9 protein-coding genes are annotated in these 19,178 nt (G+C 57.4%); 6 read left to right on the top strand and 3 right to left on the bottom strand.

All coding sequences use genetic code 11. The features are described 5' to 3' along the window. Window positions 1-388 precede the first annotated feature (388 nt). The 6 genes from LPB405_RS03690 (at window position 389) to LPB405_RS03665 (ending at window position 12,444) form a co-directional block, all read left to right on the top strand. Window positions 389-2,089, top strand: a complete 1,701-nt coding sequence (locus LPB405_RS03690) for an ABC transporter family substrate-binding protein (RefSeq protein ID WP_219101938.1) — start codon at window positions 389-391, stop codon at window positions 2,087-2,089. A gap of 366 nt (window positions 2,090-2,455) precedes the next feature. Next, window positions 2,456-4,189, top strand: coding sequence for an ABC transporter family substrate-binding protein (locus tag LPB405_RS03685; protein WP_219101937.1), 1,734 nt, complete (start codon window positions 2,456-2,458; stop codon window positions 4,187-4,189). Window positions 4,190-4,598: 409 nt separating this feature from the next. Next, on the top strand, window positions 4,599-6,299 hold the full coding sequence (locus tag LPB405_RS03680) for an ABC transporter family substrate-binding protein (protein ID WP_219101936.1): 1,701 nt from the start codon (window positions 4,599-4,601) through the stop codon (window positions 6,297-6,299). Window positions 6,300-6,742: 443 nt separating this feature from the next. Next, window positions 6,743-8,452, top strand: a complete 1,710-nt coding sequence (locus tag LPB405_RS03675) for an ABC transporter family substrate-binding protein (protein WP_219101935.1) — start codon at window positions 6,743-6,745, stop codon at window positions 8,450-8,452. Between the two features lie 332 nt (window positions 8,453-8,784). Beyond that, the gene (locus LPB405_RS03670) at window positions 8,785-10,491 is read left to right on the top strand and encodes an ABC transporter family substrate-binding protein (protein WP_070691815.1); all 1,707 of its coding nucleotides are present in this window, start codon (window positions 8,785-8,787) and stop codon (window positions 10,489-10,491) included. A 249-nt stretch (window positions 10,492-10,740) separates the two neighbouring features. Then, on the top strand, window positions 10,741-12,444 hold the full coding sequence (locus LPB405_RS03665) for an ABC transporter family substrate-binding protein (protein WP_049361838.1): 1,704 nt from the start codon (window positions 10,741-10,743) through the stop codon (window positions 12,442-12,444). Window positions 12,445-12,612: 168 nt separating this feature from the next. On the opposite strand, the gene LPB405_RS03660 is transcribed toward LPB405_RS03665, so the two are convergent. The 3 genes from LPB405_RS03660 to LPB405_RS03650 form a co-directional block, all read right to left on the bottom strand. Further along, window positions 12,613-13,641 (bottom strand): dihydrodipicolinate synthase, encoded by a 1,029-nt coding sequence (locus LPB405_RS03660; RefSeq protein WP_257604971.1) that lies wholly within the window; start codon window positions 13,639-13,641, stop codon window positions 12,613-12,615. A gap of 212 nt (window positions 13,642-13,853) precedes the next feature. Then, window positions 13,854-15,929, bottom strand: a complete 2,076-nt coding sequence (locus tag LPB405_RS03655) for a glucose PTS transporter subunit IIA (protein ID WP_219101934.1) — start codon at window positions 15,927-15,929, stop codon at window positions 13,854-13,856. A 579-nt stretch (window positions 15,930-16,508) separates the two neighbouring features. Further along, window positions 16,509-19,070 (bottom strand): HAD-IC family P-type ATPase, encoded by a 2,562-nt coding sequence (locus LPB405_RS03650; protein ID WP_219101933.1) that lies wholly within the window; start codon window positions 19,068-19,070, stop codon window positions 16,509-16,511. Window positions 19,071-19,178 lie beyond the last annotated feature (108 nt).

Raw genomic sequence — 19,178 nt, 5'->3', positions numbered from 1 at the left:
GAATATTCGTTGAATATTCGCCCCTCGGGTTTTTTATGCCCGGTATCGGTGGGCTGTACGTTGTTCGAGATTGTCACCTAGTGAGACGGTGCGAGCCGCAGAATGTGGCGCTAGGCACTGAAACCACCAAGAAAACAGGAAAAACTGCACTGACTAGGCGTAACCTTTCTCACCATTCAAGATATGAATATTTATGGAAGAGCTTTCCTGCTGGCAGTAAGCCATAATTAAGCCTGTGGGTGCGCCGCTAGGGGCGTACCTCAAGGAACACATTCATAGACCGGCACTAATTCATCGCTCACCGCACCCTATTGCGGCGCATGAGCAGGGAATCCTTGACGCTTTCCTGCAGGATTATTGAGGGTCAAACGTATAAGAGGACACTCTCATGGAGAAGAATTTCATCCTGAACCGTCGTACCGTTCTCGGTGGCGCTGCAGCACTGGGTACCGTGGGCGTACTGGCTGCGTGCGGCTCGTCCAAGGACTCCAAGGCAACCACCAAGGGTGCAACCGTGGGCACCGATGCCAAGGAGCTTTATGACCTTGGTGAGGCAGCTGTATCTGAGCTGAAGGATGGCGGCACTCTGCGCCTGGCTATTCCCGGTATTGGTCCGGACTTCAACCTTTTCAGCGCGGACGGCAACTCCCTGTACACCCAGACTGCTATGAGCCCCGTGGCTTACGCAGGCCTGTGGCAGGGTGACCCCATGGGTAAGCGCACTCTGGCTCCCGATTTCGCGAAGAGCTTCGATGTTTCCGAAGAAAACGGTCTGCCCGTTGTCTCCATTGAGCTGAACCCCCAGGCTAAGTTCAACGACGGTACCCCCATCGACTACAAGGCTCTGCAGGCTACCTGGGAGGTCCTCAAGAGCACCGATGGCGGCTACAAGATTGGTACCAGCGGCATCTACAGCAGCATTGCTTCCGTGGAGCGCGACGGTGATGACTTCAAGGTGAAGGTAACTTTCTCCGCACCTTACTACCCGCTGGATACCCTCTTCGCTGGCATTATGCACCCGGCTCTGCTGGACAAGGAACTCTTCAACACTGGTTTCGTTGACAAGCCGCACCCCGAGTACTGGGTTGGCCCCTTCACCATTGCTGAAGGTGGCTGGAACTCCACCGAGAAGACCCTGACCCTGACCCGCAATGAGAAGTGGTGGGGCGAGAAGCCCGTTCTGGAGCGCATCGTCTTCCGTCAGATGGATACCGCTGCTGAGCGCGCGGCATTCAAGAACGATGAGCTTGACGCGATTGGCGCTACCACCGCTTCTGCATACAAGGAGCTCAAGGAAGTTGCTAACACCGAGATTCGTCGCGGTGCTCGCCTCTTCGCCGGCGGTCTGACCATGAACCCCGCCCGCATGCAGGATGTTGCTCTGCGTCGCGCTGTGGTTGTTGGTCTGAACCGTGAGGCTCTCGCTAAGGTTCGTTTCCAGGGTCTGGATTACGAAGAGAAGCTCCCCAACTCGGTTATTCATATGCCCTTCACCGAGTACTACCAGGACGACTACCCGACCCCGAACAACGATGCTACTGCAGCATCCAAGATTCTGGAAGAGGCAGGCTACACCAAGAACGGTGAGTTCTACGAGAAGGACGGCAAGCAGGCTGCCTTCAAGTTCTCCATCTTCGGTGAGGACCCCACTGCCAAGGCTGTCGGTCAGACCCTGGTTCAGCAGCTGAAGTCCGTAGGTATTAATGCTGAGCTCGACTCCCGTGCTGTTAGCGAGTTTAACAAGACCATGGCATCCAAGGATTACGACGCAACCTCCTCCGGTTTCGCTCCGACCTCCCCGGATGCTACCGAGGCTACCGAGCAGTTCTACATGCGCCGTAAGCCTGAGGAAGCTGGTTCCGATGAGATCAATGAGATGATCGCAAAGATGAAGCTCATTGCTGACGACAAGGAACGCAACCAGGCTTGCAATGAGATCGAGAAGAAGCACCTGGCTGAGTTCGCAGTGCTGATTCCGCTCATGAACGGCCCCGAGTACAAGTTCGTGAAGAAGGGTCTGCGCAACTACGGCGTGTCCCTCTTCCAGGGCACCGGCATTCACTGGGAGAAGGTTGGTTGGGCTAAGTAAGTCCTCATCCCTTCACCTCCTAGGTGAATAGCCTAGAGCTATTGAAAGTGTCCACCCGGATTATCCGGGTGGACACTTTTTGCATTTCTGGAGGGGGCTTTGGGTGCTTTTGTGTACCTATGTGGGGGAGTGATGGTATAGCTATCCGGCAAAATCCGAAAAATTCGCGCAAAAACAGGATATTCATAGTATGAATATCCAAAAGACACGATAAATATTAAGAAATATTGTAAAAATGCTTGGTTTTCGATCCTGGGGCGCGCTACAGTGGAGTCATACAAAGTTATGCAGTGCTCTGCATAAATAATCAACACTTCGGGGATACGGGATACACCCGCCCACGCAAGACAGAAGGAAACCACTCCCATGACCGCCCACACCGCATACACCGCGAGTAGCCACGAAGCGACCAAGAACAGCTTCAGCCGCCGCGCCCTCATTGGCGGCACCGCGGCTCTGGGAGCTGTAGGTCTGCTCAGCGCCTGCGGCAACGGCAGCGCAAGCTCTGAAAAGACCAAGGCCGCCGGCGCCGGTGCCAATATCGAAGACCTCTACAACATCAACGCCCAGGACGTGAACAGCCTGAAGAAGGGCGGCACCCTGCGCCTGCCCGCCGGATCCATCGGTCCGAACTTCAACTTCTACACCCAGAGCGGTAACACCAGCGATAACGTCAACGTTATGAGCACCATCAGCCAGGCTGGCATGTGGAACCTCGACTTTGATGGCACTTACAAGCTGAACACCGACTTTGCTGTCTCCTTCGAGCACAGCAAGAAGGGCGACAAGGTTCAGGTTGCCGTCAAGCTCAACCCCAAGGCTGTCTTCAACGATGGCACCCCCATCACCTACAAGGCGCTCCAGTCCACCTGGAACATCTTCAAGAGCCTGGATAATGGCTACAACATTGTCACCAGCGGCATCTACGAATTCGTTGAATCTGTAGAAAAGGGCGAAGATGACTACAGTGCAATCGTCACTTTCTCCAAGCCCTTCTATCCGCTGCAGAGCCTCTTCTCCGAGATTCTGCACCCCGCCCTGGAGGATGTCGAGCTCTTCAACAACGGCTTCGTGGATGCACCCCACCCCGAGTACTGGGCTGGCCCCTTTACCCTGGCGGATAAGGGCTGGGACTCCACCGCGAAGACCTTCAGTGTCGTGCCCAACGACAAGTGGTGGGGTGCCAAGCCCCTGCTGGACAAGATTATCTTTACCCAGATGGAGTCCAGCGCTGCACGTGCCGCGTTCAAGAATGACGAAATTGACGCTATCGGTGCAAGCACCTCCTCCACCTATGCCGAGGTGAAGAACATTGCGGGTACCGAACTGCGTAAGGGCACCCGCCTCTACGCCGGTGGCCTGGATATCAATCCCCGCCGCGTCAAGGATGCTGCCCTGCGTAAGGCAATCTTCGTTGGCACCAACCGTGAAGCACTCGCGAAGATTCAGTTCCAGGGTCTGCCCTACGAGGAAACCATCCCCGGTTCGATGATTCACATGCCCTTCTCGCCCTACTACCAGGATTCTTACCCGACCCCGAATAACAGTGTTTCGGAGGCGCAGAAGATTCTGGAGGCCGCCGGCTACACCAAGAACGGCGACTACTACGAGAAGTATGGCGTAAAGGCTGGCTGCGCCGTTGTGGTCTTCGGTGATGACCCGACCACCAAGGGTAAGGCTCAGACCTTCACTCAGCAGATGAAGGATATCGGTATCGAGATCCGGATTGATCAGCACGCCGATAGTGAGTTCGCCACCATTCTGGGCAACTGGGACTACGATATTTCCTTCAGCGGCTACTCGGTCTCTAGCCCGGATGCAACCGCGGGTACCAAGCAGTTCTACTACTCCGAGAACAATGATGGTATCGGTAGCAAGGAAATTGACGCCCTCATTGATGCCATGACTCTCATGGAAGACGACAAGGAACGTAACCTTGCCTGCAACGAGATTGAGAAGAAGCACATGGCTGAGTTCGCCTTCCTGGGTACCATTACGAATGGTCCTGACTTCGTGATGGTTAAGAAGACCCTGGCTAACTACGGCCCGAGTCTTTACAAGTCGACCGACTGGACTGCTGTGGGCTGGATGAACTCCTAAAAGACGCCTGTCTCGTGAGCGGGTCGAATGTGTATGTGCACATTCGGCCCGCTTTGCTGTGCCCGCTGGCTATTTCTGGAGGTGGGGGAGGGGGCACTGCGTGAAGGGTGGTGGGGTTGTGCCGACATGGATTTAGGTTCGGTGTCTTAGGGTCGGGCGTAATAATTAAGAAATATTTATCGTGTTGCACACTTGTAGTGATGTGTGTGGTGTACACTACTAAAAATATTAAATGTGGCTTAGAACATAGCTTTAGGTCACATTATTTTGCATGGCTTGACCTGCCCGCCCATCACCGCAGATGGCAGACGCTCCTATAGGCGGAAACCCCGCCTCCAGAGCATGCGAGCCACCCACTCTACACTGCAAACACTGCATCAACGCAGTCCACACCCACAAGGAGCCCGTCATGAGCCCCCACCCCATCCCCTCCCTCTCCGGATTCAACCCGATCATGAGCCGCCGCGTACTGTTCGGTGGCGCAACCGCCGTCGCTGCTGCCGGCGTACTGAGCGCTTGTGGCTCATCCTCCTCCAAGACCGAGCACAAGGCAAGCGAAACCCCGTTCTACGAAATCAACGAGCAGGATCCCTCGAAGCTCAAGCAGGGCGGTACCCTGAACCTGAACACCTACTCCCTGGGCCCGGACTTCAACCGCTTCTCCCAGAACGGCTCCAGCGTCTCCGTCTCCGAAACCATGGGCATTATCGCCGGTGCCGGCATCTGGCGCAGCACCTTCAAGGGTGAAGACGAGCTCGACCCCAACTACTGCCTCGGCTTCGAAGCTAAGGAGGTAGACGGCAAGATCACCGCCGAGGTTCGCCTGAACCCCAAGGCAGCCTTCAATGACGGCACCCCCATCGACATCGATGCACTCAAGGCAACCTGGCAGATCCAGCGTGACCCCGAGGGTGAATACAAGATTGCCGCAGCAGGTATCTACGAGTTCATCGAAAGCGTTGAAGCTATCGATGGCGACCGCTACCACGCACGCGTTGTCTTCAAGACCGCACACAACCCCGTCAAGGGTCTGCTCTTCACTGGAATCCTGCACCCGGCAATGCTTGACGTAAACCTCTTCAATGAAGGTTTCGTGGACAACCCCCACCCCGAGCTCGGTTGCGGCCCCTTCACCCTGGCACCCAACGGCTGGAACTCCTCCGAGAAGACCTTCACCGCTGTGCCCAACGACAAGTGGTGGGGTGACAAGCCCAAGCTGGACCGCATCGTCGTGCGTGAAATGGCAGACGCTGCAGCTCGCGCCGCCTATAAGAACGGCGAACTGGACGTCGTGGAATCACGTACCCTCAGCGCCTACAACGAGATGAAGGACGTCGCGAACTCCGAAATCCGCCGCGGTCGCCGCCTCTTCGCCGGCGGCATGAACCTGAACGCACAGCATATCACTGATGCTGCCGTGCGTAAGGCAATCTTCCTGGGTATCGACCGTGGTGCTCTGGCAAAGATCCGCTTCCAGGGTCTGCCCTACGAAGAAGAAGTTCCCGGCTCGATGCTTCTGCTGAGTTCCTCCCAGTACTACCGTGACAACTACCCGGCACGTAACCCGGAGGAAGCACGCAAGGTCCTGGAGAAGGCAGGCTACACCAAGTCTGGCGACTTCTACGCGAAGGACGGCAAGACCATCACCCTGAAGCTGACCACCTTCGGTGATGACGCCACCACCAAGGGCCAGGCACAGACCTTCATTCAGAGCATGAAGGAAATCGGCATTAACTTTGAGCTCGATTCGCGTGCGCAGTCCGAATTCTCGAAGGTTGTTGGTAACCGAGAGTACGACGTGAGCATTTCGGGCTTCGGCGTGACCTCCGAGCCGACCAGCGCTGCCGAGTACTTCTACCACTCCAAGAACTGGAACGGCGTCGGCACCCCCGAAATTGACGCTATGGTCGACGAGATGGTCACCATCCTCGACGATGCCAAGCGCGCCGAGAAGTGCAACGAGATTGAGAAGAAGCACATGAGCGAGGTTTGCCTCTTCATCCCGTTCCTCAATGGTCCGGACTTCAAGGCATGCCGCCCGAAGCTCGCTAACTACGGTGCGTTCCTCTTCAAGACCACCGATTGGTCTTCGGTCGGCTGGATGGCATAAGCCGCAGTTTTAAGCTCCCCGCCCCTATGCGTTTTCGCAGTGTCGTATGGGGGTGGGGAGCTTTTTCTTTTGGAAGGTGCAGGGCGCTTTGGCTACCCATCGATGTGCTTTTAACCTGTAACGATTCTCAGTCCATTGGCGGTGACGCGCTCGCACGCCAATGCGACATAATATTTTATTTTTTAGTTTTTATGCACAGGTTTCGCGAAATCATGCGGACTGAGGGTGCCATATATGCCATTTTTATACACTGTACGGTTCTTATAAGGAGTGGAGTGTGGCCTGCGCCGCTTCTTTTGGGGGTATACTGTGTTTCAATCACGAAAAATGTGGGGGCTCTCACAAGGGTTGTCGGCAGGGGCTTCGTTGCCACTGGATAAGTTGGTGCACAACACCGTGCGCCACGCGATACGCACCCGAGCCCTCCGGCATGAGGAGAACACATGACTCATCTACGTATTAACCGCCGTACCCTGCTGACCGGCACCGTTGCCCTGGGCACCGTCGGCCTGCTTGCTGCCTGCGGCGGCGGCTCGGACAAGAAGATTAACGGCAAGGCTGCTTCGAGCACCGAGGAAATCGTCAAGAACCTCCAAATCAATAAGCAGGACCGCTCCTCCCTCAAGCAGGGTGGTGAGTTCCGTGCTAGCGTCTCCGCAATCGGCCCGAACTTCAACATTCTGACCCAGAGCGGCTACACCACCGAGAACCTCACCGCGTTCGGTGGCCCCTGCAACATCCCCTCCGCTATCGGTTTCACCTCCCTGAGCCCCGCTGGCGAATACAGCCTCAATGATGACTACGTCTCTGATTACAAGGCTGAGACCGTCGACGGCGTGCAGACCATTACCTTCAAGCTCAACTCTAAGGCTGTCTTCAACGACGGCACCCCCGTTGACATTGAGGCAATCCGCGCCGCATGGACCGTCTACCGCAATCCTGAGGACGGCTACAACGTTACCCCCGCTCCCTTCTGGCAGCAGGTAGCATCCATCGACCCTGTGGACGGCGACAAGACCCGCGTCAAGATCGTCATGTCCAAGCCCCTGTACCCCGCCGAAACCCTCGGCCTGCTCGGTGTGCACCCCGCACTGACCGACAAGGAGCTCTTCAACAACGGCTTCGTGAACAAGCCCATGGATCAGTACTGGTCCGGCCCCTTCAAGATCGGCGAGTGGAACTCTTCGGCTAAGACCCTCACCCTCGTACCCAACGACAAGTGGTGGGGCGAGAAGCCGCTGCTGGACCGCATCATCTGGCGCGAAATGGGCGACGAGGCAGAGCGCGCAGCGTTCAAGAACGGCGAGCTGGACAGCATCGGCTTTGCTGGCCTGGCAACCTACAACGCTGTCAAGGGTCAGCCCGGTGTTCAGATTCGCTCCGGCCAGAGCGTTGGCGTGATTAACCTGCAGTTCAACCCGACCCGCGTGACCGACACCGCCCTGCGCCGTGCAGTCTTCGCCGCGGTTGACCGCTCCCAGCTGGCTAAGGTCAAGTTCGGCCAGATCAACTGGGAAGAGCCTCTGACCGGCTCCATGATCGCTATGCCCTTCCAGAAGGGCTACCAGGACGCTATGCCCACCAACCCCGGCCCCGAGGCTGCGGCAAAGATCCTGGAAGCAGCGGGCTACTCCAAGTCCGGCGACTACTACGCCAAGGACGGCAAGACCGCTGGCTTCTCCATCACCTACTTCGGTTCGGATGCAACCTCCCTGGCTCAGTTCCAGAACCTTGAGCAGCAGCTCAAGGCAGCAGGTATTAAGCTCGAGCAGGACAACCAGCCGCAGTCCCAGTTCAACTCCGTGATGGGCTCCAAGCAGTACGACTGCGCCTTCTCCGGTTGGGGTATTGGTGCTGACCCCGCAGACAGTGTTCAGTACTTCTACACCAGCGAAATCAACGAGGGTGTGGGCGATCCTGAACTGGATAAGTTCATCGCGTCCATCTACGAGAAGGAATCTCACGATGAGCAGCTGAAGATGGCTGCTGAGGCTGAGAAGCAGCACATGGAGAAGGTTGCTATTTACTTCCCCTACGGCAACGGCCCCAGCTATGCAGCTGTGAAGGAGAAGCTGGCTAACTACGGTCCTTCCCTCTTCGCAACCAGCTACTCCGACCCCAAGCGCTGGGTCAATGTGGGTTGGCAGAACTAAAACCACAGGTTAATTTTCTGGATTCTTATTCGGTAGTTTCTGAATTTTCGGAGGCGCCGGTATAGGGCCCCGGAAGGGTGAAGTCCCGCGGTATTCCGCCTCAGAGGCGGGGTACTGCGGGACTTTTCTGTGTTTTTGACGGGTGGTTCTGTAACGGGGTGGTTTCGGGAATTAAGTGAAATATTTTCCCTGAAACGGTGAACTGGGTCATAGTGCGTGGGAAATGTGTGTATACTATTGCCAATGCAAAATGTGTGTGCTGTCACAAAGGTGTGCGGGTTGTGTTCCCCCGCGTACAGCAAAGCAGCATCCCACCTAACTGAGGAAAACTAATGACCACTTTCACTCTCAACCGTCGTACCCTGCTCACCGGCACCGTCGCCCTGGGCACCGTCGGCCTGCTCGCAGCCTGCGGCGGCAACTCCTCCAAGAACGAAACCAGCGCTCTCTCCGCCGGCGACGACCTGTCCAAGGCAGTCTCCTACAACGAGAAGGACCGCTCCGCCCTCAAGGACGGCGGCGAGTTGCGACTGAGCGCAGACGGCATTGGCCCGAACTTCAACATCCTCAACACCAACGGCTACACCGCCGGTAACCTGAATATTCAGGCGGCAATCAACTCCGCCTTCACCGGCGGCTTCTACGCTGACTTCCGCGGCGAGTCGCACATGAACCAGGACTACGTCACCGAGTACAAGGCGCAGACCGTTGATGGCGTGCAGACCGTGACCTTCAAGATCAACCCCAAGGCAGCCTTCAACGACGGTACCCCCATCGACGTGAACGCCGTCAAGAGCTACCAGACCATCTACACCGCCGCGGCATCCGGTTCGGACTACCAGATCACCCCCTCGCCCATCTGGGAGCAGGTCGCAAGCGTCGAGGCTGTGGACGGCGATACCCGCCACGTGAAGGTCACCATGTCCAAGCCCTGGTACCCCATCGAAGGCAGCTTCACCTCCTTCCTGCACCCGGCATTCGTCGAACCCAAGTTCTTCAACGACGGCCTGAACGACAAGCCCCTCGACCAGTACTGGGCAGGCCCCTTCAAGGTCGGCGAGTGGAACTCCTCCTCCAAGGTGCTCACCGTCGTCCGCAACGAGAAGTGGTGGGGCACCAAGCCCGCTCTTGAGCGCATCACCTGGCGTGAAATGAGCTCCCAGGCAGAGCAGGCAGCTTACAAGAACGGCGAAATCGACTATGTGGACGCCAGCACCCTCAGCTCCTACAACGAGCTCTCCGGCGTGGCAAACACCGACATTCGCAAGGGTAGCGCTCTCAGCGTGGGCAACTACGAAATCAACCCCGAAAAGGTGCCCCTGCCCGTCCGCCGCGCATTCGTTGCAGCCCTGAACCGTGAGCAGCTGCAGAAGCTGCGCTACGAGAAGCTCGGCTGGAAGGAAACCCTGCCCGGCTCCATGTGCATGCTGCCCATGCAGGAAGGCTACCAGGACAACTACCCGACCAAGCTCGGCAAGGACGTCGCTACCAAGATCCTTGAGGACGCAGGCTACACCAAGTCCGGTGACTACTACACCAAGGACGGCGCTAAGGTCTCCTACCCGGTCATCACCTTCGGTAGCGACCCGGTTGTCAGCTCCACCGCGCAGTTCCTCGTTCAGCAGATGAAGGAAATCGGCGTTGAACTGACCATCGAGAACCACGGTGCCTCTGAAATGTCGAGCATCATCTCCTCGAAGAACTTCGCGATTAAGACCGGTGGCTACGGCATCACCACCTCCCCGGTGGATGCGGCGAACTACTTCTACATCTCCGAGACCAACAACGGTCACGGTAAGGATCTGGACTCGCTGGCAGCAACCATGATGTCCACCGAGGACCCGAAGGAACAGCTCAAGATCATGAACGAGCTGGAGAAGCGCCACCTGGACGAGGTCGCCATCTACGTGCCCACCCACAACGGCCCGAACTTCAAGGCGTGCCGTAAGGGCCTGGCGAACTACGGCCCCATGCTCTTCGGCCTGCCCTACTACAACCCGAACGTATGGATCAACGTCGGTTGGGAGAAGCAAAACTAAGCGTTGAGCACCGCTCACACACTCCATAAGGGGTAAAAGCGCTACAGCGGCGTGTTACAAAAGGATTAAAACCTTCTGTAGCACGCCGCTTTCCCGTTCCTAAGAGAGTCGCACGGATATACTTAAAACAAATGTGGGCATTCTGCCCGCAACCCCGGCAGAGACTGTCCTCCCGCCGGGTTGGAGTGTGGGTTACGCACCGTTCGCGTACCGCCTCCACAACACTGCGAATACTCTAGGAGAAATTCCATGAAGAGCATGTCTGTCTCTCGCCGTACCCTCCTGACCGGCACCGTTGCCCTCGGCACCGTTGGTCTACTGGCTGCCTGCGGCAGCTCGAAGGAAAAGGTTGGCGGTAGCGCCGCTAACAACGCTGAAGATATTCTGAAGAACCTTCAGGTCAACAAGCAGGACCGTTCCTCCCTCAAGCAGGGTGGCACCCTGACCCTCGCGGCTACCGCCCTGGGCCCCAACTTCAACCTGCAGACCCAGAGCGGCTACACCTCCAGCAACCTGGACGCTCTGGCACCCTGCAACATTCCCGCCGTGATGGGCTTCTACACCATGAGCCCCGAAGGCGAAGGTACCCTCAACCCCGAGTTCTGCACCGAGCACAAGACCGAGACCGTCAATGGCGTGCAGACCGCGACCTTCAAGATCAACCCCAAGGCTGCCTTCAACGACGGCACTCCCATGGACGTGAACGCTGTTCGCGCCATGTGGAAGGTCTACAGCGCAGTCACCGACAACCCCTACCACATCACCGATAACACCATGTGGCAGCAGGTTGAAAGCATCGAGGCTGTGGACGGCGACAACTTCCACGTCAAGGTCACCATGAAGGCTCCGTACTACCCCTCCGAGGGTCTGTGCGCCTTCGCAATCCACCCCGCACTGGAAGACGTCAACCTCTTCAACGAAGGCTTCGTTGACAAGCCCCTCGATCAGTACTGGGCAGGTCCCTTCAAGATTGGCGAGTGGAACTCCTCCCAGAAGGTGCTCACCCTGGTCAAGAACGACAAGTGGTGGGGCGAGAAGCCGGTGCTGGACCGCATCATCTGGCGTCAGATGGACTCCGAAGCAATCCGTGCAAGCTTCAAGAACGGCGAACTGGACGCCTTCACCTTCGTTGGCGCAACCAGCTACAACGCTGTGAAGGGCCAGGCAGGCACCGAGATTCGCCAGAGCCAGAACACCAACGTCAACATCATTCAGCTGAACCCCAAGCGCATCGAGGACCTGGCACTGCGCCGCGCAATCCTCGCTTCTGTGGACCGCGAGCAGATCGCTAAGGCATACTTCTCGCAGCTCGGCTGGACCGAGCCGCTGCCCGGCTCCATCATTGCGATGCCGTTCCAGAAGGGCTACCAGAACAACTACGCTGGTGACACCGGTGCACAGGCAGCTGGCAAGATTCTGGAGGCCGCAGGCTACTCCAAGTCCGGCGACTACTACGCTAAGAACGGCAAGGTTGCTGGCTTCGCCCTGACCTCCTTCGGTTCCGAGGCTGTCTACCAGGCGGTCTACCAGATTCTGGAGCAGCAGCTGAAGTCCGCAGGTATCCGCCTGAGCGCTGACAACCAGCCGCAGTCGAACTCCAACTCCGTGCTCGGCCAGAAGAGCTACGAAGCAATCTTCACCGGTTGGGGTGTTCTGCCCGACCTGGCTTCCTCGGCACCCTACTTCTTCACCACCGAGGTGTTCGGAGTCGGTGACCCCGAAGTTGATAAGCTCATCGAGAAGCTGCAGAACACCGAGAAGGAAGACGAGCGCATCAAGATCGCTAACGAGTCGGAGAAGCTCTACTACGAGAAGGTCGCAGTGTACCTGCCCTACGCAAACGGCCCGATGTACGCCGCTGTCAAGGCTAAGGTTGCGAACTACGGTCCGTCCCTGTTCAAGCAGAGCTACACCAGCGCTGACTACTGGGTCAACGTTGGCTGGCAGGAGTAGTACCGCTTACGGTAACGCTCTAGCCGTCCTGTAGGACTCGAAATCCCGGGTACTCTCACGAGAGAGTGCCCGGGATTTTTCTGTCCCGCTTGTTCTGCGTCCTTTAGCTGGATACATTAGCGGGATATGTAATTACAAAAACTAGGGGAGCGCCACTCTAACTGGCTGCTACCACTCGCCCAGGTACAGGGCGCGCTCCTGCAGATACCTCAACATCTTCGGGTTCTGCCTCAGGTAGAAGATGCGGTAAATGCCGCCTCCAGCGACGATGAAAGCCAGCGGGAAACCCAAAATCACGAGCACACGGCTCATATTGGCGGACAGATCAAAAGGATCACCGCTGGTTGCCACCAGCATAATCCAGAGAGAATAGCCCACGCAGGCGAACACGGTGCCCCACATGCCGCGCACGAGCCAACTCACCAGCGCCACCGCAATAACCCACGCCAGCGCCAACGTGAACTGGTGCCGCTCCGCCTGAGCCCATGGGAGCGCCCCCACGTAAATAATTGCGGGGATGCCCAGGTACCCGGGGATATTCAGCGAGGCAAGAATGTTCACACAAAAATAGCCCAAGAAAATAGCGCTCAACGACGAGGATAGGAACAGGTGCAGAGGAATCATGCCGTCGCCGCTATAGGCTGCGGTCGGGCCCGCGTACACGGTTTCAAACATGAGGGTCAGCGGAGTCATCATGTACTCGATCCAGACGACCAGCGCAAAAGCACCGAACATGCCCAGAGCCTGCATCAGAGCAATCAGCCGTGAACGGGCATCCCGAGGAATCGTGAAGCTCTGACCCTTAGCCTTGACCCCGCAGAGATGAACAACGGCCACCATTGCCGCGATGCACAGCACCCAGCGCACGAGGGCCCCCGGCAGCTCAGGAAGGCCGCCGTAAGCCCCCGTAGCGGGGTCACCCCAGGCTCCGGGGAGCAGAGTAACGGGGTGGGTGCCTTCGGGGAGGCTGGTGGAGGAAGCAAGCCGGTGCGGTTCGTAGATAACCCACCACAGAAGGCAGGCTGGAATCAGCGCGGAGAGCTTACGCAGCAGAACCGGGAACGGCGCAGACTCATAGACGAGCGCCTCAAGATTGAGCCGGCGCATCAGCCGCCGAACAGGAGAAAGAGCGCGTAGCTCTTTTTGCTGCTCTTCCCACACTCCGGTATCCCATGTCCTAGTATCAGAAGACATCATCGTACTCCCTATCACGTGAGAACTTCCTTGTTGAGCTTATTATCACATTAGCAGAAATACCCCCCCGGCCAGTGCCTAAGCCCAGCAAACCCCTGCCCAGCAAACCCGGCCCAAAGACTCAGCACATCAGGAAGCAGGGCATAAGGGAAAGGGAGTATAAGGAAAGGGACCCCGCCACGATGGCGGGGCCCCTTAGAGCCTCAGAAAGCGAACTACTTAGTGGTCACCTTCAGGACAGTGCTCAGGTTCTGGTGAGCAACGCCCGGCAGACCCTTAACCTCAGCGAACTTGCGGGTGTTGGTGACAATCACCGGGGTAATCAGCGGGTAACCCGCCTCCTTGATGACCTCAGGATCGAACTCAATCAGAGCGTCGCCAGCAGCAACAACATCGCCCTTAGCAACCTTCACGCTGAAGCCCTTACCGTCCAGGTTCACGGTATCCAGACCAACGTGAATCAGCAGCTCAATGCCGTTCTCCAGCTTCAGACCCACAGCGTGGCCCGAGGGGTAGGTTGCAGCAACCTTACCGGCTGCGGGAGCAACAACAGTGGTACCGGTCGGCTCAATCGCCACACCCTCGCCCAGCTTGCCTGCAGCGAAAATCGGGTCCGGAACATCAGACAGAGCAACAGCAGTACCCTCAATCGGAGCGTGCAGCTCAATGACCTCACCAGCGGAAGCAGCGGGTGCAGCAGCGGCGGTCGCAGTAGCGGCAGCAGCCGGAGCAGCCTTAGCGGCAACAGCCTCAGCCTTAGGAGCGGCCTCAGCATCCTCAGCCTTACGCTCCGCAGCGTGCCTTACAGCGTCAGCCTTCGACTCGTAACCGAAAATCAGAACACCGGTCATAGCGCCGAAGAACGCAATAGCCAGACCAATCACGTACAGGTGGGAAGGCTGCATAGCCGGAATCGACAGCAGCGAAGTGAACGCGAACGCGTGGGACTTAACACCCAGGAAGGAAATGGTAGCGCCACCAATAACAGCGGGAACCAGAATAAGCGGGAGTACACGGTTGAAACGAGGCAGCACCACACCGTACAGGGAAGGCTCAGAAATACCACCGAGCAGACCGGACATCGACGCACCAACAGCGGTCTGACGCAGCTCGCGGTCGTGCTTAGCCTTGATAGCAACACCGGTCACCAGACCGAACACGGCGAAGTTGTACGCACCCATCGGGGACTGAATGAAGTCGGTGCCCATGGTCTGCAGGTTGTTAATCATGACAGCGTTCAGCGGCCAGTGCAGACCCAGCGGAACCATGAACAGGTACAGGCCAGCAATCAGAGCACCAACCAGAGCCGGAGCCTGGTCGTTAACCATCTTCAGGAAGTCAGAAATCGACATAGCCACACCGATACCGATGGGGCCCACCAGGAACGCAGTCAGCGGAACCAGAATCATCACCGAAAGCATCGGCACGAACACCATCTGCAGCATCGAAGGAATAACCTTCTTCAGGAAGCGCTCCAGCGGAGCCAGCAGAGCAACAGCCAGCAGCGGCGGGAAGACCTGACCGGTGTAGCTGAACGCGTACAGCGGCAGATCCAGACCGAAGAACGGTACATTCAGAATCTTGGTGGCGGGGTCAGCCAGGTCAGTCAGAGCGGTGAAGGTACCGGTCATCAGTGCAGCGGGGATAGCCGCACCAACCCACATGTTCGCACCCAGACGCTTAGCGGCGGTAGCACCCAGCATGATGGGCATGAAGTTCAGAACCGACAGCGAAGCAGCCTTCAGGATGTACCAGAAAGCAAACTGCTGCATCCACTGGTTGTTCAGAGCGGTGGCGGCTTTCTCATCAGCCAGGCGAGCACCGTTAATGATGTCAATGTTCACGCTCTGACCGGTCAAGTCGGTGTACTGGCCGAAGAAGCCCAGCTGCTGCAGGAATACGATCAGGGTCAGAATCATTGAGGTACCCAGAAGCGCCCACAGCAGCGGACGGAAGGAGTCAGACAGAACGTCGAAGACGTTGTTGATCCAGTTGGTCTTCTTGCCCTCAGCCTCAACCTTGGTGTCGCCCTCAGCGTGGCCAGACATAGAAGGCAGAGCGTTGATTTCGTTGTACACAGCCTCAACGCGGTCACCCAGAACCACCTGAGTCTGGCCGGACTGCTCAATCACGGTGAGCACGCCGGGCAGGGACTTAATCTTCTCGTTCTGCACTGCATCATTCGACACAGGAGTAACACGAAGGCGGGTCGCACAGTGAGTAATGTGCGCGATGTTCTCGGGGCCACCCAGGCCGTCAAGAATCTTCTCGCCAAGTTCGCGGTTATTCACGATACTTCCTTAGATATGCGGTCAATGTCTATACGGTTGTTGCCGGAGGCTGTGCCTACCTGACGTTGCGGTAGCCGAAAAAGCCCCGGAAAACACGTCCAGAAAACACAAAAGACCCGAGTCTCTCGACCACCGGAAGCACTACACTCGTGCCCACTATGGAGCTTCGGTACAGCAAATAGAGGGGATTCTCGGCAGGTACATGCTGCCGTCCCATACGGTGTTGAGTAACTCAGGTCTTGCCTGCCAAACCAGTAACAACCCTGAAGAAGGTTTCCCTTCTCAAATAGTTCCCTGTAACTCTAAGGGTTTTCCCAGGTTAAGAGCAAGGTGGGAACAGGAGGCTATCAGAAGCTGTTAAAAGTTTCACTCAAGTGGTAGCTGAGACACGCTCTCGGCGCTGCTTGCGGGAGCTTCCCGGCAGGACTCCGGCAGGGCTCCTGCAGGTCCCAGTACACCCTCACACGCCCTGAAACACCCCGACACGCACCGGACGGGGCGCCTTCGACGACGCAAAAGGGCCCCGCATCTACAGGATACGGGGCCCACACGCTACCGAAGCAGCTACCCTCCGACTAACTACTTCTTAGCCGGGAAGAAATTCAGCGGAGCAACCTCCAGCTCAGGGTAATGACGCTTCTGCCAGCGGCGGTTACGATGCGCATTCACCTCAATCAGCGCGGCACCCAGAGCACCGGCACCCAGAGCCGTCCACAGCAGGTGCGGAAGCACCGTAACGAACTGGTGGTACTCCACCAGAACCGGCACGAACAGCGCCGCGAAGAACACCGCCAGCAACGCACCAAAGAGCAGAATGCGAGCACGGTTGAACGGACGAGCCACCGCAGCCAAGTTCCACAGACCCATCATCACCAGGGTAATGAACGAAGCCGTCTGAATCTGACGGATATCCTCAATACCCATACCACGAGCCGTGAACGTCACCGCCAACAGCATCGCAACCACGATAATCGAGTTCGGAACCGTGTAATTCAGCACGCGGCGCAAGAAGCCCGGCACGTAACGGCGCGAATTCGGCAACAGGGTCAACGCGAAGGACGACGCACCCACAATCAAGAAGTCAGCAGTCGAGTACTGACGCGGCAAGAACGGGAAGGTCAAACCAAAAAGACTGAACAGAACACCCAGAAGAATCGCGAAACCAGTCTTCGTCAAGAACAGGTTCGCCACCATCTCAATGTTCGTAATGACCTGACGGCCCTGCTCCAACGCAGCCGGCAGAGACGAGAACTTACCGTCCAGAAGAACCAGACGAGAAACAGCCTTCGTCGCCGGAGCAGCGTTACCCATCGCAATACCCAAGCTTGCATGCTTAAGCGCCAGAGCGTCATTAATGCCGTCACCGGTCATCGCCACCACATGGCCGCGCTCCTTCAGAGCAATCACCATGTTCTTCTTCTGCTCGGGCGACACACGACCGAAAATATTGTGAGTAGCCGCAGCCTCAGCAAGCTCCGGACCGTCCTCAGGCAGAGTCGAAGCATCAACCGCACCCGCAGACGTATCCATGCCCGCAGTCTTCGCAGCCGCAGCCACGGTGAACGGGTTATCACCCGAGAAGACCTTCAAAGTCACGCCCTGACGGTGGAAATACTCCACAATCTGAGGCGCATCCGCACGCACATTCTCACGGAAAATCACGAACAGAACCGGGGCAGCATCGGACGGGATCTTCTGAATCGGCTCATCCTTCTCATTGCGAACCACCGCAGAAGCATGCGCCAAAACCATCGTGCGCAGACCCAGCGCCGCCAGCTCAGCGGCACGCTCACGCTCGGCGGTACCCTTGGCGAGAAGCGCCTCCGGAGCGCCCAGAAGCCACGCACCCGAATCCTTAAACTCAATCGCGCTAAAACGCAGAGCCGAGGAGAACGGCACAATACCGCTCACCGACGCCGAGGAGTTATCCGGGAAACCACCGGTCAGAGCCGCAGCGGTCGGGTTCGCGTTCTCATCGTGACCAAACCACGCCAGCGCCTCATCCCAGCCGGCAGGCAGAGAAGCACGCCAAGAAGCGTGCTCGGCAGAGTCAGCATCCGGGCCCTCAGCCTCAGCAACGGTGTCCAGCGGGCGCACCGAATCAAAAATCACGCCACCCTCAGTCAGGGTGCCAGTCTTATCGAAGCAGACCACATCCACACGAGCCAGAACCTCAACCGCAGGCTGCTCCTGCACCAGGATGTTGTGCTTACGACCCAGCGCCACAGCCGCCGCCGCAAACGCCAGGGTAGTCATCAGCGCCAGACCCTGCGGAATCATCGAAGCAACCGAGGACACCACAGCAATAGAAACCTGCTCCCACAGGTGGTTCTGCTGCACGGTCTCCAAGCCGCCAGCCGCCTGAATCTGACCCCACGACACCACAGGAATAATGACCGCAAGGCCCACCGTAATCCAGCGGACCACACGGTTCAGCGCATCACGCAGCTCAGACTGAATACGCGAGAACTGGCGCGCCTCATCAGAAATCTTGCTTGCACGAGAATTCGCACCCACATGAGACAGCAGGACGCGGCCGGTACCACCCAGCACACTCGACGCCGACAGCACCATATCGCCGGGGCGCTTAGCAATCGGGTCGTTCTCACCGGTCAGCAGAGACTCATCCAGCTCCAAAGAATCGGAGGTGAGCACAATAGCGTCCGCAGGAACCTGATCGCCGCGCTTGAGGATGACAACGTCGCCCTCAACCAGCTGCTCCATCGGAACCTCAACGCTCTTACCGTCACGTACGGCAGTAGCGGGGGAGCGATCCAGCAGGGAGATGCGGTCCAGCTCAAGCTTCGCCTTGTACTCCTGCACAAAACCAATCACCACGTTAGCAATCACGGCTCCCAGGAAGAGCAAATCAGCCCAACGCTGGTACATAATCACCACAGCGCCACAGGCACCCAACACAAAGTTGAAGACCGTGAACAGGTGCGCACGCATAATGCTCCACAGCGTGCGAGAAGACTTATTGTTCTGGGTATTGACCCTACCCTCAGCAGTCAGGCGAGCAACATCATCGCTGCTCAAACCGTGCTGGGCAATATCGAAAGATCCGCTATGCGGTGTTTCAGAATATTCGGGAATGTAGCCGGCAACGGCAGACGTCGCCGTTTTCTGCTGAGGATCCATGCAGGGGTCTCTTTCTCGAATGGATGGAATGCTGAACTGAATAGAGTTCAGTATTGCGGACACTACCTTTCAGTGTATCCGTGTAGAAGGGGATAAAGATAATCTCCG

The sequence above is a fragment of the Rothia mucilaginosa genome, assembly GCF_019334805.1.
GTDB lineage: Bacteria > Actinomycetota > Actinomycetes > Actinomycetales > Micrococcaceae > Rothia > Rothia mucilaginosa_C.
The sequence above is the reverse complement of the archived record's forward strand: the minus strand, read 5'-3'. Positions and strand labels throughout refer to the sequence as shown.

What these genes read in the sequence shown, in the direction of transcription:
- LPB405_RS03675 (WP_219101935.1), top strand. Translation starts at nt 6,743, where the DNA reads ATGACTCATCTACGTATTAACCGCCGTACCCTGCTGACCGGCACCGTT.
- LPB405_RS03660 (WP_257604971.1), bottom strand. Translation starts at nt 13,641, where the DNA reads ATGATGTCTTCTGATACTAGGACATGGGATACCGGAGTGTGGGAAGAG.
- LPB405_RS03670 (WP_070691815.1), top strand. Translation starts at nt 8,785, where the DNA reads ATGACCACTTTCACTCTCAACCGTCGTACCCTGCTCACCGGCACCGTC.
- LPB405_RS03680 (WP_219101936.1), top strand. Translation starts at nt 4,599, where the DNA reads ATGAGCCCCCACCCCATCCCCTCCCTCTCCGGATTCAACCCGATCATG.
- LPB405_RS03685 (WP_219101937.1), top strand. Translation starts at nt 2,456, where the DNA reads ATGACCGCCCACACCGCATACACCGCGAGTAGCCACGAAGCGACCAAG.
- LPB405_RS03690 (WP_219101938.1), top strand. Translation starts at nt 389, where the DNA reads ATGGAGAAGAATTTCATCCTGAACCGTCGTACCGTTCTCGGTGGCGCT.
- LPB405_RS03665 (WP_049361838.1), top strand. Translation starts at nt 10,741, where the DNA reads ATGAAGAGCATGTCTGTCTCTCGCCGTACCCTCCTGACCGGCACCGTT.
- LPB405_RS03650 (WP_219101933.1), bottom strand. Translation starts at nt 19,070, where the DNA reads ATGGATCCTCAGCAGAAAACGGCGACGTCTGCCGTTGCCGGCTACATT.